Source organism: Gordonia sp. (in: high G+C Gram-positive bacteria) (genome assembly GCF_052106715.1).
Lineage (GTDB): Bacteria > Actinomycetota > Actinomycetes > Mycobacteriales > Mycobacteriaceae > Gordonia.
In genome coordinates this window covers 1-20,282 of record NZ_JBQEDL010000008.1, presented here as the reverse complement: position 1 = coordinate 20,282, position 20,282 = coordinate 1, and the positions used below count along the sequence as shown (strand labels likewise).

The 20,282-nt window shown below is 64.2% G+C and carries 21 protein-coding genes; 15 read left to right on the top strand and 6 right to left on the bottom strand.

Translation table 11 applies throughout. The annotated features are described in order from the left end of the window. Positions 1–194: 194 nt before the first annotated feature. A complete protein-coding gene (locus tag ACTIMF_RS05840) occupies positions 195–1,055 on the bottom strand; it encodes an alpha/beta fold hydrolase (RefSeq protein ID WP_442349340.1) in 861 nt (286 codons plus the stop codon). Positions 1,056–1,279: 224 nt separating this feature from the next. On the opposite strand from ACTIMF_RS05840, the gene ACTIMF_RS05835 reads away from it, so the two are divergent. Further along, on the top strand, positions 1,280–1,903 hold the full coding sequence (locus tag ACTIMF_RS05835) for an LGFP repeat-containing protein (RefSeq protein ID WP_442349339.1): 624 nt from the start codon (positions 1,280–1,282) through the stop codon (positions 1,901–1,903). Between the two features lie 109 nt (positions 1,904–2,012). Then, positions 2,013–2,606: a class I SAM-dependent methyltransferase gene (locus ACTIMF_RS05830; RefSeq protein ID WP_442349338.1), complete on the top strand. Its 594-nt coding sequence runs from the start codon at positions 2,013–2,015 to the stop codon at positions 2,604–2,606. 16 nt (positions 2,607–2,622) lie between these two features. Here ACTIMF_RS05830 and ACTIMF_RS05825 read toward each other — a convergent pair whose 3' ends face one another. Continuing rightward, positions 2,623–3,810, bottom strand: a complete 1,188-nt coding sequence (locus tag ACTIMF_RS05825; protein WP_442349337.1) for an oxygenase MpaB family protein — start codon at positions 3,808–3,810, stop codon at positions 2,623–2,625. Positions 3,811–3,854: 44 nt separating this feature from the next. Here ACTIMF_RS05825 and ACTIMF_RS05820 point away from each other — a divergent pair, with 44 nt between their 5' ends. The 3 genes from ACTIMF_RS05820 to ACTIMF_RS05810 all read left to right on the top strand — a co-directional run bounded on the left by ACTIMF_RS05820 (position 3,855) and on the right by ACTIMF_RS05810 (position 6,351). Then, positions 3,855–4,463, top strand: coding sequence for a TetR/AcrR family transcriptional regulator (locus ACTIMF_RS05820; RefSeq protein WP_442349336.1), 609 nt, complete (start codon positions 3,855–3,857; stop codon positions 4,461–4,463). A 128-nt stretch (positions 4,464–4,591) separates the two neighbouring features. Continuing rightward, complete coding sequence (locus ACTIMF_RS05815; RefSeq protein ID WP_442349335.1) at positions 4,592–5,530, top strand: ABC transporter ATP-binding protein; 939 nt, start codon at positions 4,592–4,594, stop codon at positions 5,528–5,530. Next, a complete protein-coding gene (locus ACTIMF_RS05810; RefSeq protein ID WP_442349334.1) occupies positions 5,530–6,351 on the top strand; it encodes an ABC transporter permease in 822 nt (273 codons plus the stop codon). The genes ACTIMF_RS05815 and ACTIMF_RS05810 overlap by 1 nt, the downstream gene beginning before the upstream one ends. A gap of 101 nt (positions 6,352–6,452) precedes the next feature. Here ACTIMF_RS05810 and ACTIMF_RS05805 read toward each other — a convergent pair whose 3' ends face one another. Beyond that, positions 6,453–7,004, bottom strand: coding sequence for a sugar O-acetyltransferase (locus ACTIMF_RS05805; RefSeq protein ID WP_442349333.1), 552 nt, complete (start codon positions 7,002–7,004; stop codon positions 6,453–6,455). 102 nt (positions 7,005–7,106) lie between these two features. Between ACTIMF_RS05805 and ACTIMF_RS05800 the strand changes: the two genes are divergently transcribed. The 3 genes from ACTIMF_RS05800 to metA all read left to right on the top strand — a co-directional run bounded on the left by ACTIMF_RS05800 (position 7,107) and on the right by metA (position 11,270). Then, positions 7,107–8,612: an acyl-CoA carboxylase subunit beta gene (locus ACTIMF_RS05800; protein WP_442349433.1), complete on the top strand. Its 1,506-nt coding sequence runs from the start codon at positions 7,107–7,109 to the stop codon at positions 8,610–8,612. A 172-nt stretch (positions 8,613–8,784) separates the two neighbouring features. Next, positions 8,785–10,287, top strand: coding sequence for an MFS transporter (locus ACTIMF_RS05795; RefSeq protein WP_442349332.1), 1,503 nt, complete (start codon positions 8,785–8,787; stop codon positions 10,285–10,287). Between the two features lie 56 nt (positions 10,288–10,343). Then, positions 10,344–11,270: a homoserine O-acetyltransferase MetA gene (metA, locus tag ACTIMF_RS05790; RefSeq protein WP_442349331.1), complete on the top strand. Its 927-nt coding sequence runs from the start codon at positions 10,344–10,346 to the stop codon at positions 11,268–11,270. Positions 11,271–11,279: 9 nt separating this feature from the next. Here the strand turns inward: metA and ACTIMF_RS05785 are convergent, their stop codons facing one another. Next, on the bottom strand, positions 11,280–11,678 hold the full coding sequence (locus ACTIMF_RS05785) for a DUF5313 domain-containing protein (protein ID WP_442349330.1): 399 nt from the start codon (positions 11,676–11,678) through the stop codon (positions 11,280–11,282). Positions 11,679–11,886: 208 nt separating this feature from the next. On the opposite strand from ACTIMF_RS05785, the gene ACTIMF_RS05780 reads away from it, so the two are divergent. The 5 genes from ACTIMF_RS05780 (at position 11,887) to ACTIMF_RS05760 (ending at position 16,921) form a co-directional block, all read left to right on the top strand. Then, complete coding sequence (locus ACTIMF_RS05780; RefSeq protein ID WP_442349329.1) at positions 11,887–12,231, top strand: hypothetical protein; 345 nt, start codon at positions 11,887–11,889, stop codon at positions 12,229–12,231. A gap of 751 nt (positions 12,232–12,982) precedes the next feature. Beyond that, positions 12,983–13,978, top strand: coding sequence for a 3-oxoacyl-ACP synthase III family protein (locus tag ACTIMF_RS05775; RefSeq protein ID WP_442349328.1), 996 nt, complete (start codon positions 12,983–12,985; stop codon positions 13,976–13,978). After that, on the top strand, positions 13,978–14,733 hold the full coding sequence (locus ACTIMF_RS05770) for an SDR family NAD(P)-dependent oxidoreductase (RefSeq protein ID WP_442349327.1): 756 nt from the start codon (positions 13,978–13,980) through the stop codon (positions 14,731–14,733). Before ACTIMF_RS05775 ends, ACTIMF_RS05770 begins: the two co-directional genes overlap by 1 nt. Then, positions 14,730–15,797 (top strand): phosphotransferase family protein, encoded by a 1,068-nt coding sequence (locus ACTIMF_RS05765; RefSeq protein ID WP_442349326.1) that lies wholly within the window; start codon positions 14,730–14,732, stop codon positions 15,795–15,797. The genes ACTIMF_RS05770 and ACTIMF_RS05765 overlap by 4 nt, the downstream gene beginning before the upstream one ends. Then, the gene (locus ACTIMF_RS05760; protein ID WP_442349325.1) at positions 15,794–16,921 is read left to right on the top strand and encodes a CaiB/BaiF CoA transferase family protein; all 1,128 of its coding nucleotides are present in this window, start codon (positions 15,794–15,796) and stop codon (positions 16,919–16,921) included. Before ACTIMF_RS05765 ends, ACTIMF_RS05760 begins: the two co-directional genes overlap by 4 nt. A 144-nt stretch (positions 16,922–17,065) precedes the next feature. Here the strand turns inward: ACTIMF_RS05760 and ACTIMF_RS05755 are convergent, their stop codons facing one another. After that, positions 17,066–17,662 (bottom strand): TetR/AcrR family transcriptional regulator, encoded by a 597-nt coding sequence (locus ACTIMF_RS05755; protein ID WP_442349324.1) that lies wholly within the window; start codon positions 17,660–17,662, stop codon positions 17,066–17,068. A gap of 66 nt (positions 17,663–17,728) precedes the next feature. On the opposite strand from ACTIMF_RS05755, the gene ACTIMF_RS05750 reads away from it, so the two are divergent. Both ACTIMF_RS05750 and ACTIMF_RS05745 read left to right on the top strand, forming a co-directional pair. Beyond that, positions 17,729–18,616: an oxidoreductase gene (locus ACTIMF_RS05750; RefSeq protein WP_442349323.1), complete on the top strand. Its 888-nt coding sequence runs from the start codon at positions 17,729–17,731 to the stop codon at positions 18,614–18,616. Positions 18,617–18,663: 47 nt separating this feature from the next. Then, a complete protein-coding gene (locus tag ACTIMF_RS05745) occupies positions 18,664–19,095 on the top strand; it encodes a nitroreductase/quinone reductase family protein (RefSeq protein WP_442349322.1) in 432 nt (143 codons plus the stop codon). A 68-nt stretch (positions 19,096–19,163) separates the two neighbouring features. Here the strand turns inward: ACTIMF_RS05745 and ACTIMF_RS05740 are convergent, their stop codons facing one another. Continuing rightward, complete coding sequence (locus ACTIMF_RS05740) at positions 19,164–20,021, bottom strand: aldo/keto reductase (protein WP_442349321.1); 858 nt, start codon at positions 20,019–20,021, stop codon at positions 19,164–19,166. Positions 20,022–20,282 lie beyond the last annotated feature (261 nt).

The following is a 20,282-nucleotide window of genomic DNA, read 5'->3' as shown; positions in this document are numbered from 1 at the left end:
GGACGATGATCGTCTGCATGAGCGAGACGACGATGCCTGCCGCGCACAGCACGACGACAGCGATCCGAGGGTAAGCGGTTGGCGTAGACAGGGTTTCAACTTTCTGAACAACTATTCGCCTTCAACCCTATGGCCTGGCCATCTATTCCGCACTGTCGCTGCTCGCCCCTCCCCTCGGGCGGTCGCGCGAAACCTCACAGTGAGTGCTGATCGAGGAAGTCGTCAATGGCGGTTGCGAACACCTGGTTGTCGTCGCCGGCCACCATGTGGCCTGCGGCACTGACGTCGGCGACATCGGCGTGGGGGACCAGCTCGAGCATGCTCGCGACTCCTGTCTCGCTGACCACATCCGACCTTCCGCCGCGCACGATGAGCGTCGGCACCTTCACTTGCTGTGCAGCGGCGCTCAGTCGTGCCGGATCCGTATGGCGGCGTGCTTCGTTCCCTGACGAGGTGATGAACGCCGGATCCCAGTGCCAGTACCAACGACCGTCGTCGTGGAGGCGGACGTTCTTCTTGAGGCCTTCAAGGTTGCGTGGCCGCTTCCGCTCGGGGTTGTACGCGGTGACGGCGTCGGCCACCTCGTCGAGTGTCGCGAAGCCGTCGATGTGATCGGTCATGAACGACTGGATACGACCGATGCCTTCGGGCTCCACGTGAACCACGACGTCGACCATGACGAGAGCGGCCGCTTCGCCGGGGTTCTCACCCGCCAGGCACAGCCCGGTGATCCCGCCGAGTGACGCGCCGACGATGATCGGCGCCCGACCGATGGAGGTGACGACGTTCCCGATGTCGTTGACGAACGCGTCGATGCCGTAGTCGCCGTCCGGTGCCCAACTGCTGTCACCGTGTCCGCGGAGGTCGATCGTGTAGACCTCGCGGCCGCGTTCGGCGAGCGCTGCGGCGCTGCGATCCCACGAGTGCCGGGTCTGGCCGCCGCCGTGGAGGAGGACGATCGGTGTGCCTGACGAGGTCTCCGACGCCCATCGATCGCCGACGATTCGTACCGCTTCCGAGTCGACGGCCAGGGGTTCGGGTGTAATGCCTGGCATTTGTTGTCCTCCATCATCTATTCGATATTTCAAACCTACACAGGCGGACGTTCCCGGCCCGTTTCGGGTGGTTGTGATGCTTTTGTGGTCGATCTGAATGAATATGTGTCGAAATCGAAATCATTGACTACATGACGGAGTACGGGACAGACGCTATTGTCTATTCGGGTCAATGTTCACGCATTCACCCAAAACGAATCGTGACAGAAACCGATAGGGGAGACATGACGAAGATTGTGCGCCGCCGGACAGCAGGCATCGTGGCAGCTCTGGCCGTGACCACGCTGGTCGCGGCGGGATGCAGCGACGACAACAACGACGACGCTTCGAATGCGTCGGGTACGTCCACCGAGCAGTCCGCAGACGCGAGCGGCGCGGAATCGGGCTCGGAGTCTGGCGCTATGGGTGGCGAAGACGTCCCGCTCGAAGCAGCGGACGGGTCCAAGGTCACCCTGACTGGCGCGATCGCAGCCAAGTACCAGTCGGCGACCGAGAAGCAGAAGACCGATCTCGGCAAGCCGCTGACCGGTGACGATGCTAAGGGCACCGGTGAGAACGGCGTCTCGTTCCAGCAGTTCGACGGCGGCGTCATCACGTCGAAGGGCGACCAGGCCTACGTGACGTGGGGTAAGATCCGCGACGCGTGGAACGTCAAGCGTGACGACAAGGGCGAGCCCGCCGAAGACGGCAAGGGCGGCTCGGCAGGTCCGTTGGGCGCACCGACCAGCGACGAGACCGAGGAAGGCGACATGAAGAAGTCGACCTTCGAGAACGGTGAGATCACCTACAACACCAAGACGCAGAAGGTCGAGGTGACCGTCGACGGCAAGACCGTCGCGGCCGAGTGATCGATTGATCCCGTGAAATGCCCCGTCTGCGCTGCAGGCGGGGCATTTCTGTGTCTGTCCCGGCATCGGCTCGCGACAACCCCGAATTCGGCTGGCTACGATCGGTGACATGTCCGAGCGGCCGCGACGTTGGAACCACAACATTCACTATCACGGTCTCGTTCTCGATGCCGTGTCGAATGGCGCGAGATCGGCGTTGGACGTGGGAACCGGCGACGGATTGTTGGCCGCCGATCTGGCGGCGGTCGTCGACGACGTGGTCGCAATCGACATCGACGACGACGTTCTCGAGTCGGCACGTACGGAGGTCGGAAGCCTCGAGTGGGTCTGCGGCGACGTCATGGACCACCCGTTCGGCCGGACCTTCGACGTCGTAGCCTCGGTTGCCACGATCCACCACCTGCCCGGCCCCCATGCCGCGTTCACGCGACTCGCCGAACTAACGGCGCCTGGCGGTGTGCTCGTGATCGTCGGACTCGCGCAGCCGTCCAGTCCACTCGACTACGCGTACGCCGCTGTGGGCGCCGTTCAGCACAGGTGGCTCTCGTGGCGATACGGGTACTGGGAGCACTCTGCGCCGACCGTCTGGCCGCCGCCACAGACATACGAGGAGGTCGCCAGGACCGCGCTTGAGGTACTCCCGGACGCGAGGTGGCGGCGACTGCCGTTGTTCCGGTACGCGCTCACCTGGCATCGACCCTGATCGTGCTGAGCCGTCCTTACATCGACCGCGCGGCTGGAGCGTCGTCGACCATCTGGTGCCGAACGTCGTACGCGACTCTCATGCGCTCCATCTCGGTATCGCGGTCGCGGTATCCGCGGGCGATGAGCTCGGTCCGACCACCGGCCGCGATCAACCGCAACCGCTCGCTGGTGGCCAACAGCGGGCGGGCGAGCTTCAGGATGCCGGTGAGGCGGCTCGGTGGAATGCAAAGCTCGTCGGCTGCCTGCTCCCCGAGGAACAGGCGCTGCAGGCTGCGGGTCAGTTCGGCTGCCGTCGCGCGGCGTACATGGTCGGAGCCCGGCAGTAGCGCTGCCAGTTCGGGGATCAAGTAGTCGTCGGTGAGCGCGGCGACGAATTCGATGTCATCGGGGCCGGGCCCGGGCGACGTCAACCGGTACAGCTTCTCTATCCGGATATGGTCCGCGGCGGTACGAGGGTTGAGGTGATCGTCGACACCGACGACGTGGCCGACGTATCGCCACAGGTGATAGATGTCGGCGAGTTCCTGATCGGTGAACCGGACGCCGACCCTCTCCATCGCTTCGAGCGCGATGTGTCCGAACTCAGCCATGGTGAATGCCATGTAGGGCTGCGGGATGGGGACGCCCCACGCGTCGTCGTCCCACAGGTCGGCCAGTCGGAGCCCGCGACGCACATGGGCATGAATGATGCGCACGCGCACCGTGTACGCGAAACCATCTCCGTCACGGCGCATTCCGCCGGGGCTGAGAATTCGGCGAAGCCACTCGCCAACCTCCACCGAGCGGACCGCGGGCTGCGACACGTAGCGGCCGGTCAGCGCGAGCGGCTTGCCGGCGAGTGTGTTCGATGCACCACGCAGCAATGACGCTGCGGCGAGAACGATCCCCATGGTGGCCGTGTGCTGGACGAGGGCGTCGGCGGCCCGGTCCATGGCGGCATGGTCCACCCAGGTCGGCTCGTCGTCGAGCGCAGCGAACATCTCGTGCAACGAGGCAGGCGCCTCGTGGACCGCGTCGACGCCGAACGCGAGTGCTGTGGTGACGGCGCGGGTCGCCGAGCCAGAGGGGAAGTCGTCGCATACGACGGCGTCGGCGAGCGGATCGGCGTCCCACATCGCTTCGAGCCATCGCGTACCTGCGGGGCCGAAACGATGGACGGCGGCGTCTGCCTCTACGAGGTCGGTGGGAGGCTGTGTGACCATGTCTTCAGTCAAACACGAGGAATCCTCAGTTACTATTCACTTTCATGGCCCGATCGTCCGCGGCGCCACGGCGCGCACGACCTCGACAGCAACGCAGCATCGAGATGCGCGATCGCCTGTTGTCCGAGGCGCTGCGGCTGCTTGCGCGTACGCCGGGGACCCTGCCGACAACACAGCAACTGGCCGATAACGCGCACGTCAGCATAGGTACCGTCTACCGGTACTTCGCGTCGATAGACTCAGTCGTCGATGAACTCAGATCAAACGCGATCCGCGACATCACCACCGATCTCACGACCGGAGTCGGCGTTGCGCTCGGTCAGGAGCCGATGGATGCAATGGTGACCATCGTTCAGACCCTCACCTCTTCGTTCGAGCGTCACCAGCCCATTCTGTCGGTGGCTGTGACAGCGGGCGACGAGGGACGGTTGTGGCCGGAAGTAGAGGGCCCGCTGACTCCGCTGGCGCGTGTCCTGCCTGCGCGGCTACGACCTGATCTGCAGGACCCCGAACTTGACGACCTCGTGTTCCTCACGATGGGAGCCACCGCGAGTCTGTGCCTGCGGATCGCGCTGTTCCGGAGGCCCGACGCTGATCGCGACGCATTGGTCGCGACGGCGGCGCGAATGCTGTTGGCCGCCTTCGCAACGTGATTCAGGCGGTGTCACCGAGCGTCCCTCAGTCCGAACCAGGGGCGATGTCAGGGAATCCACCGATGTGTATAAGTGCTGGTCGAAGTTAGCTTCATGGTGATGACGAACCTCGACGAGAGAGCACTGACATGATTTCAGCACGCGCACTGACCAAGAGGTACGGCGATCGGGTCGCGGTCGACGGCGTCGACTTTACTGTGACGCCGGGCAAGGTGACCGGGTTCCTCGGACCGAACGGGGCCGGGAAGTCGACGACCATGCGGATGGTTCTGGGTCTGGACCGACCGACGTCCGGTTCGGTGACCGTGAACGGCCATCCCTATGCGCAATCGCCTGCGCCACTCCGTGAGATCGGCGCGCTACTCGAAGCGCACGCCGTCCATCCGGGCCGCTCGGCCGTCGACCACTTGCGATGGCTCGCTGCGAGCAACGGAATCTCACATGCGAGGGTCCGCCAGGTCCTCGACCACGTCGGACTCGAGGACGTCGCCAAGACGCGCGCAGGGAAGTTCTCACTCGGCATGAGGCAGCGACTGGGCATCGCGTCCGCGCTGCTCGGTGATCCACCTGTGGTGATCCTCGATGAGCCGGTCAATGGGCTCGACTCCGAAGGTATCCGTTGGGTTCGACGACTCTGTCGGCGACTCGCCGACGAGGGCCGCACGGTGTTCGTGTCCTCGCATCTCATGGCCGAGATGTCACTGATGGCAGATCACCTGATCGTTATCGGCCAGGGCAGGATCCTCGCCGACGCCTCGATGACCGACTTCATGACCGAGCACGCACCGAGTTACGTCCGATTCCGCACCCCTGATCCCGCCGATGCGCTACGAGCAATAGCTCGGGCGGGATATGGCGGAGCGACAGTCGGCGACGAACTCCGTGTCGACGGGGTGGACGCATCCGGCGTCGGCGACATCCTATTCGCCGCGCAGGTCCGGGTCCACGAACTCACAGCCGTTCAGTCCTCTCTCGAAGAGGCGTTCATGGCGTTGACGGCAGATTCCGTCGAGTACCACGCCCACATGGAGCGCCCAGCCGCCCCGACGCTCGAAGGAGCCTTCTGATGACAACCACGACTGTCGGCAGGGCAGTCGCCGACACGACGTTCTCCGCACCGGCCGCGCCTGGTTTCGGATCTGTCGTGAAGGCGGAGTGGATCAAACTTTTCTCGGTTCGGTCCACCTGGTGGACGCTCGGCGCCACCGTCGTCCTCGGTGCCGGACTCACCGTCGTGTTGTGCGCGGCGAACGCGGAGTGGCTGGCGTCAGAGTCGGCCGACGAGTCCCCGGGGTCGTTCATCACGTGGGGGATGATGATCGCCCAGATCTGTGCCGCCGTCATCGGTGCGCTGTGCGTGACGAGTGAGTACGGAACTCGTATGGTCCAGGCGACGTTCGCCGCTGTGCCCTCTCGCGGCCGGGTGCTGGTCGCCAAGTCGCTGATCGTCGGCCCGCTGATGTTCGTCGTCGGCACGTTCACCGCATTGCTCGGGTACTTCGGCGGGAACTTCTTCCTCGACGCACAAGGCATCGGGATGCCGATGGCCGGCGCGGTGGCCCGGTCGATGTACGGCAGCGGGCTGTTCATGGCGGGTATCGCCCTGTTCAGCGTCGGCGTCGGATTCGTGGTGCGGCACACGGCCGGAACCATCACGATCGTGCTGGCCGTGATCCTCATCCTGGGAAACATGGTCATGATGGTCCCCGGTGCATTCGGAGAATGGCTCGGGAAGCTGATGCCAGGGAACGCGGGCCAGGCTGTGTCCACCCCGGTCCCGTTCAATCCAGACCTTCTGTCGGCGTGGCCGGGTTTCGGGGTCTTCGCCTTCGAGGTCGTCGCAGTGCTCGCCGCGGCGTGGATGCTGCTCCGCCGACGAGACGTCTGAGTTCCGCACAACGTTTGTGCTCGACAGTGTCCTGAGGGCACCGTCGAGCACAAACGTTCTCAGCGAGGGGCGGAGGCGGCGGTGGTTGGCCGCGGGGAAGACTAAGTGGCGCGGAGTGTGCGTCGCTCGACGGTGTTGGTGCCCGTCACGACACTCAGCGCCGGGACATCCTTCGCGACGACTGTGCCGGCACCGACGACGGAGTCGTGGCCGATCGTGACGCCGGGAGCGATGGTGGCACCCGCTCCGATCCACACGTTGTCCTCGATGAGAATCGGTGCGTGCGTGATGAAGTCGAAGCGTTCGTCGGGTTCGACGGGATGACCGGAGGTGCTCAGGGTGACGCGCGGCCCGATCAGCACACGGTCGCCGATCGTGATTCCGCCGAAGTCGAGCAGGAAGCATCCCTGGTTGATGAAGACCTGCTCGCCGAACGTCGTGTGCAGACCGTAGTCGGAGTAGAACGGCGGCAGAATGGACAGGGAGTCGGGGAGTTGCCTGCCGAAGATCTCGGTGAACTTCTCGCCGCGTCCGACCACGTCAGTGAAGTCGAGAGCATTTAGTTCGGCGCAGAGCGCCATCGCCGTCTGCACGCGGGCCGTGAAAGTTTTGGACTCGGCAGTGCGGGTCGGCATCCGCTGTTCATTTCGCACCATGTCGACTGTGCCAGGTTTTCGAGTAGGCGGCACCCGCCCGCGCTTCTGCCATACAGTGCGAGAGTGAGTGAGCGACGGAGTCCAGAGGCTGACCACCAGATGACCGGCGGCGAACCGGCGGACGGCGTGACCGAAGTCCTCGCCCGCCGTCACCTGACGACGGATGCGGCTCGTGCGGCGAAGGTTGACGCGTGGCACGCAAAGGGGCGGCGGACGGCGCGCGAGAACGTGGCGGACCTCGTCGACGACGGGTCGTTCGTCGAGTACGGACGGTTTGTCACGCCTGCGCAGGAGAGCACCCGCGAGGTGATGGATCTGGTCCTGGAGGCGCCCGCGGACGGGATCATCGGAGGTACTGCGACTGTGGGCGGCCGCCCGTGCGCGGTCTTCTCGTACGACTATCTGGTGATGGCGGGAACGCAGGGGATGCGCGGGCACCGCAAATCTGATCGTCTCATCGAGATCGCGACCCGGATGAATCTGCCGACGGTGTTCTTCACCGAAGGCGGCGGCGGGCGGCCCGGCGACGTCGACTGGCCGACGGTGTCCGCCCTCGACGTCGGGTCGTTCGCGATGTGGGGCGCCATGACCACACCGCGGATCGCGGTCGTCTCCGGTCGTTGCTTCGCAGGCAATGCGGTGCTCGCGGGCTGCGCCGACCTGCGGATAGCGACGGTCGATGCGAACCTGGGCATGGCCGGACCGGCGATGATCTCCGGAGGCGGTCTCGGCGAGTTCGCGCCCGAGGAGATCGGGCCCGTCTCCGATCAGGAGCCCAACGGTGTGGTCGACGTCGTCGTCGACGACGAGGCGGCCGCAGTCGCCGTCGTCGCGCGGATCCTCGGGTATCTCGACGAAAGACCGGTTGCCACCGTGGACCACGACGGCAGACAGGCCGCGCTCCGAGACGCGTTGCCCGCCAACGACCGTCAGGCGTTCGACGTCTGTCCGGTAGTCGAGACGATCGCCGATGCCGACTCCTTGACTTGGTTGCGTCCGGCGTACGCGCCCGAACTCGTCACGGCGCTCGCGCGCGTTGGCGGACATGCTGTCGGCATCCTCGCGAATCAGTCGATGCATGAGGCCGGAGCGATCACGACGGACGCGTCGCGTAAAGCGGCCGACTTCCTCGACCTGTGCGAACGGTGGCGACTGCCGGTGGTGTCGCTCGTCGACACCCCGGGTTTCATGGTCGGACCTGAGGCCGAGCGGACCGGGCTGGTTCGGGAGGCAACGCGCATGGTGAACGCCGGCGCCCGGTTGACGACACCGTTGGTCGGCATCGTCGCGCGCCGCGGTTACGGCCTCGGCGCACAGGCGATGCTCGGTGGAAGCACGCACCGGCCGCTGATGACGGTGGCTTGGCCCAGCGCTCACCTCGGGCCGATGGGACTCGAAGGCGCCGTCCGTCTCGGCATGGCCAAGCAACTCGCCGCCATGGAGCAGGACGAGAGGGAGAAGGTCGTCGAGCAGGCGACGGCACAGATGCGCGAGCATGCGAAAGCGCTCAACGCCGCGCGCTACTTCGAGATCGACGATGTGATCGATCCGATCGAGACGCGGGCGTTGATTATTGCCACAATCACCCGAGCGGTACCTCGGTGAGGCCGGTTACTCGGCTATTCGGCTGACTTCGTCGAGGTGTGATGAGCACATCAGGATCGATCTCCATCTACTCTGTTCAGGTCGCCCGCCGAGTCGTATGGTTCCTAGGGCTGGGAAGCGATAGCGGCGCCGTGAACGAACTGAATGCGTGACGACAGAATCGAGACGACTAATGACGTCTGCCGACGTTCTACCTACAACAGAACCGGATCCGAGGCGCTGGAAAGCGTTGGTGTTCATCTGCATCGCGCAGTTGATGGTGGTGCTCGACGGCACCGTGGTGAACATCGCGCTGCCGTACGCGAAACAAGACCTGGACATCAGTGACGCGAATCAACAGTGGTTGATCACCGCGTACGCACTCGCGTTCGGTGGGTTGCTCCTCTTCGGTGGCCGGATCGCCGACCTCTGGGGTCGACGCCGAGCACTGATGGTCGGACTCGTGGGCTTCGCGTTCGCGTCCGCTCTGGGCGGCGCCGCCGTCAACGAGGCGATGCTGTTCGGTGCACGAGCCCTCCAGGGGGCGTTCGGAGCGTTGCTGGCGCCCGCCGCGTTGTCGTTGCTGACCGTCATGTTCACCTCGCCGAAAGAGCGGGCCCGCGCCTTCGGCATCTTCGGTGCGATCGCCGGCGGTGGCGCCGCCGTCGGCCTGTTGCTCGGCGGCCTGCTGACCCAGGTCCTGGACTGGCGCTGGACGATGTACATAAACGTCGTGTTCGCTGCTGTCGCGCTCGCCGGAGCGATCTTCGAGATCAAGGAACCGCCGCGCAACCCCGATCACGTCGTCAAACTCGACTTCCTCGGCGTCCTTCTCGGAGGGTCGGGCCTGGCACTTGTCGTGTACGGGTTCAGTCGGGCATCGGAGACCAGTTGGGGAGATACGGGAACGATCACGAGTCTGGTCGTCGCCGTCGTCCTATTGGCGTTGTTCGTCGCCTGGCAGACCAGGAGCCGGTACCCACTTCTGCCGTTGCGGGTGGTCGCCGACCGAGCGCGAGGTGGGGCCTACCTCGCCGTCGGACTGTCAGTGATCGCGATGTTCGGATCCTTCTTGTACCTCACCCTGTACATGCAGTCCGTGCACCATTACTCGCCGCTCAGTGCAGGCGTCGCCTTTCTGCCGATGGTCTTCGGTATGTTGATCGGCTCCACCCAGATCGCCGCGCGGTTGATCACCCGCGTCCCACCTCGGTTCCTCCTTGTCCCGGGCGCTCTGCTCGCCGCGTGCGGCATGCTCCTGTTCACGCAGATCTCAGCCGACTCCACGAGGTACTGGAGTGTGATCTTCCCGGCCTTGATCATGCTCGGCATGGGAATGGGCACCGTGTTCATGACGTCGATGAACCTCGCGACGTTCGGTGTCGAGTCGTACGACGCCGGCGTCGCGTCCGCCATGGTGAACACCTCCCAGCAGGTGGGCGGCGCCATCGGCACCGCGTTGCTGAACACGGTGGCGGCCAACGCGGCAACCGCCTACGCGACCAGCCACAAAGATGCCATACGTGGACCGGCGGACGTGGTGCACATGCAGGCGGTGTCCTTGGTCCACGGCGAGAGCATGGGCTTCTACGTCGCAGCGGGGATTCTCGCGGCAGTCGCGGTGATCACCGGTCTCTTGATCAATGTGGGTCGTCCGATCGGGGAGCCAGCCGAGGCCGCTACCGCACCGGCATAGCCGAGAACTGTCGCGTTGCATGAGTACTCGGCGTCGTCGAACTACACTGGACGACGATGCCTGTAACAGTCCCGCACGACTTGCCAGCCCGAGCGATCCTCGAGGCGGAGAACGTCTTCATCATGTCCGACGAACGTGCTGGGCATCAGGACATCCGCCCCATGCGCATCGCTGTCTTGAACCTCATGCCGTTGAAGGTCGCCACCGAGACGCAGTTGCTGCGGCTGCTCAGCAACACTCCGCTCCAGATCGAGATCACCTTGCTGCACATGGCGAGCCACGTCTCGCAGACCACGTCGTCGGAGCATCTGGACTCGTTCTACTCGACCTTCGACGACGTCGCCCACCGGAACTTCGATGGACTGATCATCACCGGGGCGCCGATCGAAAGACTCGACTTCGAGGACGTGGACTACTGGCCCGAGATGGCGCGGATCCTGGACTGGACTCGCACCAACGTGCAGTCGACGTTGCACGTGTGCTGGGGTGCGCAAGCCGCGCTCTACCACCACTACGGCGTCGGTAAATACGAAGTGCCGCAGAAGATCTCGGGTGTGTTCGCACACCGGCTCACCGGTGTCGAGTCGCCGATCATCACCGGGTTCGACGAGGAGTTCCTTGCACCGCACTCGCGACACACCGATGTCCACGCCGCGGAGATAGCGGCCACCGGGGAGGTCGACGTACTCGCAGTGAGCGACGAGGCCGGAGTGTTCCTGGCGGGAACTGCGGACGGGCGTCAGATCTTCGTCACGGGCCATCCCGAGTACGACGCGGACACACTGGCGCGCGAGTACCGCCGTGACACCGAGCAAGGGGTGGCAGTCCCGATTCCGGCACACTACTTCCCGGGCGACGACCCTGCCGTCCTACCGCTCAACCGGTGGCGCGGTCACGGCCACCTCTTGTATGCCAACTGGCTGAACTACTGCGTCTACCAGGAGACCCCGTTCGATCCGGACGAGGTTGATCGAACGGGCTGATCCGCGCGGCTATCGGCTGCGCGGCCCGTACTTCTCCTCGTAAACGCGGCGAAGGGGTGCCTCGCGCTCACGTCTGCGTTCCTCCGCGATGTCCGGGTCCATCCCGTGCTGGTCAAGGCGATGGCGCCGCCACACGGTATTCAACGCGAACGAGAAGTAGACGAACGGGATGAGGATCGGCAGCGTCATGCTCGCATGCACCAGAAAGGTGGTCGGAATGAACAGCAGCGGGATGAGAATCAACACGCACAGCGCAGACCACCGGACGACGGTTCGACGTACGGCCCCCGGGCCGGCGAGATCGTTGCGAACCCACGCTCTCATCGAGTCGGGAAGGCGCTTCCCGTAGCAGTACAGGACATACTCGACAGCGTTCGGGCGAGTCCGCTCCGGGCCGGCAGTGCTCATTCGTCGTCCTCAATCGCGTCGCGGGGGTTTCTACCTGGCAATTCTAGCAAGTGGCGCATCGCACTCGAGCGCCCCTGTCAGCGGCGACATGAGGTGACCGCATGCCGTTCCCTTTGCAATCGGTGCGCCCGGTTGGAGCGCAGAAGTGCCCCGCCAGGGGTATCGTTGTAGACCCCCGAGCCGTCAGGAAACGATAATGCCGAATTACGTGCGTTCACCCGTTGTCCGGACGGCCTCGGTCGCTGTGGTCGTCGGCGCAGCCATCGCGCTCGGTGCGGTCGGCCAAGCCTCTGCCGACGTCAAGCCAGGTGCCTACACGTCCACAACGCTGTCGGCGGGTGTGGTGTTACTCCAGCGCACCGGCCATGTCGAAGGCAACGAACTGGTGCTCATCGGCCGTTATCGTATTCACCCGACGTCCACTGGCGGCTACGTCGACTTCTTCCCGGGCCACCGCGTCTTTATGAACAGGGACGGGCATGGCGGATACAGCGGTCCGGCGTACTTCGGCGGCACTCGGATCGGCAGTTTCACGCTGAAGCCGCGCCGCTGAGTTCCCTACGCACGCTCGGATAAGCGGTGGGGGGAGCGCGACTGTGTTGAACGCAGCGATCAGGCCGACGCGCACGCACGTGAGTGGGCTGATCGGATGCAGAAGACGCAATGGCGGCGGCAGGGTCTCAACCGTCCAGATGCCGCCGTAAGAGAAGATCTGCAGCATGAGTCCGGCAAGAGACGTCAGCGCGCCCGAGACATATCCGAACAAGGTGAACAACAGCGATGTATGAGGGCGACGTTCATCAAGGTCGCAGCACCGGTGATCAGCACGACCTGACCGAGTGACGCGGGCGACGGGCTCGGTGCAAGGACCCGTTGGTGACGAGTGTGGTCAGGGGCGTATTGAACAAGACGCCACCGATCCCGCTGATCGTTGAGGGGAGTGGATTGCACCGATGAACTCGTTCGTCGGGAGATGGTTCAGCACACCATCATCCGGAAACTACGAGGATTCCGGGCGGGCCGAGCAGCGTGTTCAGTACAGTGATGTCTCGCACGGGGCGGCCTTCGTGGGGATTCCGGGTGGCGTTTGTTCACAGTCAAGCCGTTCCGGACCGAAATGGGGAAGTCGAAGGGGCGGAAATGTCGCGAGAATTTGACCGATCGTCCTGGCCCGCGGCGGTTGAGGCATTCGATTGAATGAGTCCCGGGTTAACGGCACTCGTGCTGATACCGACATGACTTATGCCGGGGAACGACGCAATGAGTGAATACATGACCTAGTGGCGATACGGAATCAGGACGACATGAGATACCAGAGGGAAGCGTCGGCCGGGTTCGGCGTGCTCGGTATGGGCAGCTATCTGCCCGACGACCGAGTGACCAGCGAACGGCTCGGCGCAGAGCACGGTTTCGATCCGGAATGGATCAAGGAGAAGACCGGGGTTTTCGAACGCCGGTTCGCCGGACCAGACGAGTCAGCGGCGTTCATGGGCGCAGAGTCGGTGAAGAGGGCAGTCCAGGAGGCCCGCAGTCGCGGCGGATTGGATCCCGATGAAGATCCCGAGATGCTGATCGCCGCGACATCGACGCCGGACCGGATCGTGCCTGCTCCCGCCTACGATGTGCATGCACTCACCGGTCTCGGACAGACGCCCGTACTCAACATCGACGGCGGATGTGCGGGCTTCGGGCAGTCACTCATCACGGCGCTCGGATTCTATTTGGCGGATATGACGCGTACCGCGGTCGTAACCGGAATGAACCGCAGCGAAGCTATGCTCGATCTGGACAATCGGCGGATGGCACCGCTCTTCGGGGATGGGGCCGGCGCCTTCGTTCTGGGTCCGGTGCCTGCGGGCTACGGCATCCTGTCGACTCGCATGCTCACCGACTCCACTGAGCGCGAGGCGATCCGTAACGTCGAGAAGTTCGGTAAGGCCCCGGCGGACCTCACACTGGAGATGAACGGGCACCGGCTGGTGGAGATCTTCGCCCAGGAATTGCCGAAGATGATGACCGAGTGCCTCGGCGAGGTGGGTCTGACCGTCGCAGACGTCGACCGCTTCATCGTCCACCAGGCGAATGTGCGGATGCTCGAGATGTTCGGCGCTCTCATCGGTGTCGACGCCGAGCGGGTTCCGGTTGCCGGTGACGTTACCGGCAACACGGCATCGGCGTCACTGCCCATCACCCTCCAGATGTCGACGGAGGAGCGGCCCCTCAAGCGCGGCGACGTGGTGGTTCTGGCCACTGCCGGCGCCGGACTCAACGGTGCCGTCGTCGTCCTACGGTGGTACTGATGCCGGACATCTCCGAACAGCGGACTGCACTGGTCACCGGGGGATCGGGCGGGATCGGGCGGGCCGTCGTCGAACGGCTGGCCGCCGACGGATTCCGGGTGGCGTTCACCTATCACTCGGGCCGCGAACGCTCGGAAGCCGTGCTCGACGCCGTGCGGGAGGCCGGCGGCCAGACGTATGCCATCGACGCGAATCTGCTCGACGTGGACGGCATGGATAGGCTCTTCGACAGGGTCGTCGCCGACTTCGGAGCCATCGACGTCCTGGTTCATGCGGCAGCACATGCCGTTTTCGGATCCCTGCGGTCGCTCGCGGCAGCCAAACACGAGGACTACCTGGCCTGCTTCGCGGTCAACACACACGCGTTGGCCGCGGCCCTGGGCCGGTGCAAGGAGTCGATGTCCGAAGGTGGATCGGTGGTCTACCTGTCATCGCTCAACGCCGCGGTGGGTCTGTCCGGCAGCGGAGCCTATGCGGCCAGCAAGTCGGCCGGTGAAGCGCTGATCCGTACGGCGGCACGTGAACTCGGCAGTCGACGGATCACTTGCAACACGGTGCAGCCGGGACTCATCGAGACAGAATCGATGCGGGAGGTGACCGACGATGGGACGCTCGGTTGGTACGCGATGCAGTCGCCGCTCGGCCGGATCGGTGAGCCGGACGAGGTCGCCGGACTCGTTGCACATCTGGTGAGTACCGATGCCTCGTGGATGACCGGACAGACCCTGCGACTCGATGGCGGGTTCCACCCGTGACCATTCCCAATCATCACAACCCGCGTAAGCACCTGACACCCGAGCAGGTACGGGCCGTCGCCGGATGGCTAGAACCCCGGCTCCCCGGCGACGGTGACGTCGCCGTCGATCTGCTGGATCAGTCGGTGGGGCAGAGCCATCAGATCTTCGTCGTCCGACGGGGGGAGCTGCGGTGGATCCTCCGCGTGGCGCCGAGCGGTGCCGAGTTCACCGATCACGGCGCCTTCGACCTCACACACGAATGGAAGATCCTGCAGGCCATCGATCGCAGCGACATTCCGCACGCCCGCGGGGTGCTACTCGGCGACGCCACGGCTCCGGTCCCGAACGGACTGCTGCTTGTGGAGCACGTGGAGGGCGATGTACTGCACGGAGCGTTGCCGGAACGCCTGCGGACATCGGCCGGCGGCGCCGGAATCGCAGCATCCGTCGTCGACGCACTCATAACCATCAACCGATTCGACTGGCGGACAGCAGGTCTGGACACCAGAGCAGACGAGGCGACGTACCTCGCCCAGCAACTCGACAAGGGCCGGTCTCTCCTCGAGGATGCACGCACCAGGGACACGCCCGTTGTCGACCGGCTGATGGAGTATCTCGAGCAGAACGCGCCGTCGCACACTGAGCTCGCGTTGATCCACGGCGACTACAGTCCGATGAACATCATCGCCGCGCCCGGCGGCGATCCGCGTGTGACGGTGATCGATTGGGAAACGGCGACTGTTGGCGGCGCACTCGTCGACATCGGCTATCTGACGGCCCGGTGGGTGCATCCGTCGGAGAACTCGGTGCTGTCCGCGTTCACGCTCGGCGGCGGCGATCCGGCATCTCATGAGGTGATCCCCGGGTGGGAGAGTGTGGCGCGGCAGTTCGCCGAACAATCTGGCCACGATCTCGAGCAGTTGCCCTTCTATCAGGCGTTTGGGATGGCCCGGGTGATCACCTCCCTCGAGGCTCGCGTCGCACGCGCCAACCGGCGGGGCAAGGCGGAGCAGGCAGGGATGTTCGCGATGATGGTCGACGCGTGCGCGCACCACGGCCTCGCTAGGGCCGGAGCGGCATGACAGGACTGCTCGACGGGGTGCGGGTGGTCGAGACGGCCACCCTGTTGCCCGGTGCGGCCGCCGGTATGGCGCTGGCCGATCTGGGTGCCGATGTGGTGAAAGTAGAACCGCCGCATGGTGATCTCATACGGATTCTGGGACAGATCGCACCCGGGCATTCACCGGCGCATCTGCAGCTCAACCGGAACAAACGCGGAGTGACGGTCGACCTCCGGGACGACGCGGACCGTGCGCGGTGGGAGGCTCTGGTCGCTGAGGCCGACGTGCTAATCGACGGTAATGCTGTGGGGCAGCTCGCGAGGCTGGGCTACGACGGCGACTCGCTGCACCGGCTCAATCCGCGGCTGATCCGTTGCACGCTCACCGGTTTCGGGACAGCGGGGCCGTATGCGGACGTTCCGGCGCACGGGTTGCTCGTCGGGGCACTCGTGGGGAGTTTCCCCGGTGCGCGGAAGCTGGAGGGAGCAGCCCTCGACGGGCGGGGCGGGGGACCCGCGCTCGCGGCGGCGTGGCCGACGGCAGCGTCGATCTGCGCCGCCCTGTACCGGCGGGAGAAGTCGGGGAAGGGCGCGGTGATCGACGTGTCGGAGGCCGACGCGCTGCTGGCGGCATCGATGGTCCCGGTGGTGTACTTCGCAAACGAGTCTCGAATCGCTGACGGCTCGACGCTGCCTGCGCTGACCGACGGGCAACACGGCCCCCGGTACTGCATTTATGACGTAGCGGACGGTGCGAAGATCGCGTTCGCAGCGCTCGAGCCGTCGTTGTGGGCGCGATTCTGTGCGGCGGTCGGCCGGGAGGATCTCCTCGACGCGGGCTACGAGGGAGATCGGCTTGCGGCGGAGGTGGCGGCCGTCTTCGCCGAGCGGACCAGCGATCAGTGGCTGAATATGGCTGCAACCCAGCGAATTTCGATTGGACCTGTACACGAGAGTATTGCCGAAGTACTCGAGGACCGGCAGTTGAGCGAGCGGCCCGTCGTCGCGCCCATGAGCCATCCGTTTGCCGGCGAGTTCGTGGCGATCGGCCCGCCGTTCTCCGTCGATAGCCAGGAATTCGAGATTCGCCGGCATGCTCCGGCGCTGGGGGAGCACAACGGCGAACTGTCGGACGGATGGTCCTGACCTACGTTTGGACGTCGCCGACGACGATGTCGGCAGGGATAGCCCGGTGACAAGGTTCATTGATCATGGCAACTGAGGCTGCTGTGTGCTCTTTGCCGTCCTGACCCGATCACGAGACGGTAGCTATTCACGCGGCAGTGCCGATTACGGTGATCGAAGTGCTCGAAGGAGGTTCCGGGTGCTTGACGTAACGAGTTTCCGGCCCTCCGCCTGTGGAAGCAGACCTGTGCTGACGATGGTCGCTATCCCTTGAAGTGTGGCTATCGACTGGTACGTCGTGTGGCGTAGGTCATCGGTGAAAATCTCGCCCCGTTCGCGTGCTGCTGAAAGAACGTCGAGTGCGACGGCGAACGCGCCACCTGCAGCTTCGATCACTTCGGGGCTTCGGTTGGGGGCATGCTTTCTCGAGAACATTAGGGTCAGGAGCGCTTCGTTCTCCAGCGCGAACTCGAAGTACGCGATCCCAAGATTGCGGAGGTGCTTGTGGGTATCCCCGTCGGAGGGATCCACCGCTGACATCGCATTTGTGAGACTTCGGAACCCGTCCGCTACGAGTGCATCGAGGAGATCCTCCTTATCGCGGAAGTGCTTGCTCGGCGCAGTATGGCTGACACCGAGGTCGCGCGCGATCCCCCTTAGGGAAAGTTTGGCGATCCCATCGGCCTGCAGTGTCTCTGCGGCGCGTACCAGCAGCGCGGAGCGCAGGTCTCCGTGGTGGTAACGCCCAGAAGGCTTCGTCATGTGGTCCATTCTAGCCCGGGCTGAGTTGTCATTGACAACAATGTTGTCGGTGGATACATTGTGGAGATGAACGCACCTGCTTGGACATGCGCCGACCTTCCGGACCAGGAGGGGCGCACAGTAGTCATAACCGGGGGCAACAGTGGGATCGGACTAGCGACGGCTAGGGGACTTGCGGGTGTTGGCGCACGAGTGATTCTCGCGGTCAGGGATGTCGTCAAGGGTGCAGATGCGGCGGCGACTATCGACGGCGAGGTCGAGGTCGACCGGCTTGATCTGGCGAGTCTTCGGTCCGTTCGGGAGTTCGCAGACCGCGTCACCGAGCCGATTGACGTGCTGATCAACAACGCGGGAATCATGTTTGTCCCATTGGGCTCGACCGAGGACGGGTTCGAAATGCACTTCGGAGTCAATCACCTAGGTCCGTTCGCGCTCACGAGCCTGCTTCTGCCCCGCATTCGAGATCGGGTTGTCACGGTTTCTTCCCAGGCTCACCGGAGAGCTGCCCTTGATATCGATGACCTGAACTGGGGGTCGCGCGAGTACAGCCCGCTGGGGGCCTATGGGCAGTCGAAGCTCGCGAACCTACTGTTTACCCTTGAGCTGCAACGAAGGCTGACTGCCTCCAACTCCCACGTCTCCGCGTTCGCCAGTCACCCTGGGTATGCCGCAACCAACCTTCAAGGTCGCTCCGGCAGCCGACTCGCTGGCGCGCTGCTTCGCATAGGCAACGCCATTGTTGCGCAAGATGCTGAGTCGGGCGCGCTGCCCTCTCTATTCGCAGCAACCATGCCGATTCCGCTGGGGTCCTACGTAGGGCCGAGCGGATTCTACGAGTACAGCGGAGCTCCGACGCTCGTGGGCCGGAGCCGGAATGCGTGCGACTTCGGTCTTGCGCGGGCGCTGTGGGCGAAGTCGGAAGAGTTCACTGGCAACGCAACCGAAACACCGTAAACCCTAGCTCACCTTAACGGCAGAGCCCACCAACGAAAGCGATCACTATGACCGATATCTACCACCAGATACTGAAGATGCACCGCAAGGCATACATCAAATCCGATGGAAGGATTGGCCATCGGCTGCTATTCGGCAACCCGACCCTCCTCCTACGGGCGAGGGGGAGAAGGTCGGGCCTGGAGCGAATTACGGCGCTCACCTATGCCTACGATGGGGAGAATGTCGTCATTGTCGCCTCGGCCGGCGGCGCGGATGTAGCGCCTGCGTGGCTTGCGAATATCAAGGCCAATCCCAATTGCGTCGTGCAAATCGGAACCAAGCGCTGGCAGGCCTTCGCTCGGATTACGTTTCCTGATGATCCGGACTACGAACGCCGATGGACACTTATGGACTCCGTCAACAAGGGTAGGTACACGGAACATCAGTCGAAAACGGGAAGGACGATCCCGGTCGTGGAGCTCGCACCGGCACGGTGATGCAGTCCGGTGGTTCGGGGGGCCGCGCTCCTGCCTGAGTTATCGTCCGGGTCTGTTTCTGCTGGTGGCTACGTCGTCGGCAATTGGCTGAGCGCATCTAGTGAGGCCATCTGATCAGTAGTGAGGTGTAGCTCGCCGACGGCCATGTTTTGTTCGAGATGGGAGATGCTGGAGGTGCCGGGGATCAAGAGGATGTTCTCGGCGTGGTGCAGCAGCCAGGCGAGCGCGACCTGACGGGTGGTCACATCGTGGACGGCTGCGACCTCGCTCAATGCGTCGCGCTCACCGAAGTCTCCGCCGCCGATTGGGTACCACGGAATGAATGCGATGCCCTGTTCGCGGCAGTACGCGAGGACGGGTTCGGCTTCCCGATCGGTGATGCTGTAACGATTCTGCACGGAGGTGACCGGAAAGAACTCCTGGGCCTTCTTGATGTCGTCGACTGCGACCTCGGAGAGTCCAAGGTGTCGGATCTTGCCTTGCTCCTGCGCGCTGCGGAGGAATTCGAAGGTGATCTCGGCAGGAATGTCCGGATCGATGCGGTGTAACTGGTAAAGGTCGATCCGCTCGGAGTTCAGCCGGCGGAGGCTCCCGTCGAGGGCGTCGCGGAGGTGCTGTGGGGTGGCATCGTTTTTAATGTCGTCGGCTGGGCCGTAACGGACTAGCCCGCCCTTGGTGGCGATGACGACGTTCTCACTTGTTCCGTCGAGCGCCTCTGCGATCAACTCTTCGGAGACGAACGGGCCGTATTGGTCGGCAGTGTCGATGAAGTCCACGCCAAGCTCGACGGCGTGTCGGACTACTCGCTTCGAGTTCTCGGGGTCCGCCGGCATTCCAACGAAGCCGGGTCCGGTGATACGCAGCGCGCCGAACCCGAGACGGTGGACGGTGAGGTCGCCGCCAATAGTGAACGTATGCGAGGTCATGTGCGATTGCCTTCCTAGGGTGCAGCTTGGCCTCCGACTCATGCCGACGCTCCATAAGCAAGCGATTCGGGGCGGTCAGGTACATCCCTCAGACTGAACGGGGTGGGTCGCGAGCCACGCTACGCTTTCTCACGCGGACGATCCGACTGGGTCAAGCCCGCGATTCCCATTGGTGCGCATCCTGACCGGTTGAATCGCCCCGGCAAGTCCGGAGACTTTGGTGTGTACTGGGTTCCACGCAGTCAGCCAGCATTGGATTCG

Excerpts from the sequence above, each read along its gene's own strand:
- ACTIMF_RS05840 (WP_442349340.1), bottom strand. The coding sequence starts at position 1,055 with ATGCCAGGCATTACACCCGAACCCCTGGCCGTCGACTCGGAAGCGGTA.
- ACTIMF_RS05835 (WP_442349339.1), top strand. The coding sequence starts at position 1,280 with ATGACGAAGATTGTGCGCCGCCGGACAGCAGGCATCGTGGCAGCTCTG.
- ACTIMF_RS05830 (WP_442349338.1), top strand. The coding sequence starts at position 2,013 with ATGTCCGAGCGGCCGCGACGTTGGAACCACAACATTCACTATCACGGT.
- ACTIMF_RS05825 (WP_442349337.1), bottom strand. The coding sequence starts at position 3,810 with ATGGTCACACAGCCTCCCACCGACCTCGTAGAGGCAGACGCCGCCGTC.
- ACTIMF_RS05820 (WP_442349336.1), top strand. The coding sequence starts at position 3,855 with ATGGCCCGATCGTCCGCGGCGCCACGGCGCGCACGACCTCGACAGCAA.
- ACTIMF_RS05815 (WP_442349335.1), top strand. The coding sequence starts at position 4,592 with ATGATTTCAGCACGCGCACTGACCAAGAGGTACGGCGATCGGGTCGCG.
- ACTIMF_RS05810 (WP_442349334.1), top strand. The coding sequence starts at position 5,530 with ATGACAACCACGACTGTCGGCAGGGCAGTCGCCGACACGACGTTCTCC.
- ACTIMF_RS05800 (WP_442349433.1), top strand. The coding sequence starts at position 7,107 with ATGACCGGCGGCGAACCGGCGGACGGCGTGACCGAAGTCCTCGCCCGC.
- ACTIMF_RS05795 (WP_442349332.1), top strand. The coding sequence starts at position 8,785 with ATGACGTCTGCCGACGTTCTACCTACAACAGAACCGGATCCGAGGCGC.
- metA (WP_442349331.1), top strand. The coding sequence starts at position 10,344 with ATGCCTGTAACAGTCCCGCACGACTTGCCAGCCCGAGCGATCCTCGAG.
- ACTIMF_RS05785 (WP_442349330.1), bottom strand. The coding sequence starts at position 11,678 with ATGAGCACTGCCGGCCCGGAGCGGACTCGCCCGAACGCTGTCGAGTAT.
- ACTIMF_RS05775 (WP_442349328.1), top strand. The coding sequence starts at position 12,983 with ATGAGATACCAGAGGGAAGCGTCGGCCGGGTTCGGCGTGCTCGGTATG.
- ACTIMF_RS05770 (WP_442349327.1), top strand. The coding sequence starts at position 13,978 with ATGCCGGACATCTCCGAACAGCGGACTGCACTGGTCACCGGGGGATCG.
- ACTIMF_RS05760 (WP_442349325.1), top strand. The coding sequence starts at position 15,794 with ATGACAGGACTGCTCGACGGGGTGCGGGTGGTCGAGACGGCCACCCTG.
- ACTIMF_RS05755 (WP_442349324.1), bottom strand. The coding sequence starts at position 17,662 with ATGACGAAGCCTTCTGGGCGTTACCACCACGGAGACCTGCGCTCCGCG.
- ACTIMF_RS05750 (WP_442349323.1), top strand. The coding sequence starts at position 17,729 with ATGAACGCACCTGCTTGGACATGCGCCGACCTTCCGGACCAGGAGGGG.
- ACTIMF_RS05745 (WP_442349322.1), top strand. The coding sequence starts at position 18,664 with ATGACCGATATCTACCACCAGATACTGAAGATGCACCGCAAGGCATAC.
- ACTIMF_RS05740 (WP_442349321.1), bottom strand. The coding sequence starts at position 20,021 with ATGACCTCGCATACGTTCACTATTGGCGGCGACCTCACCGTCCACCGT.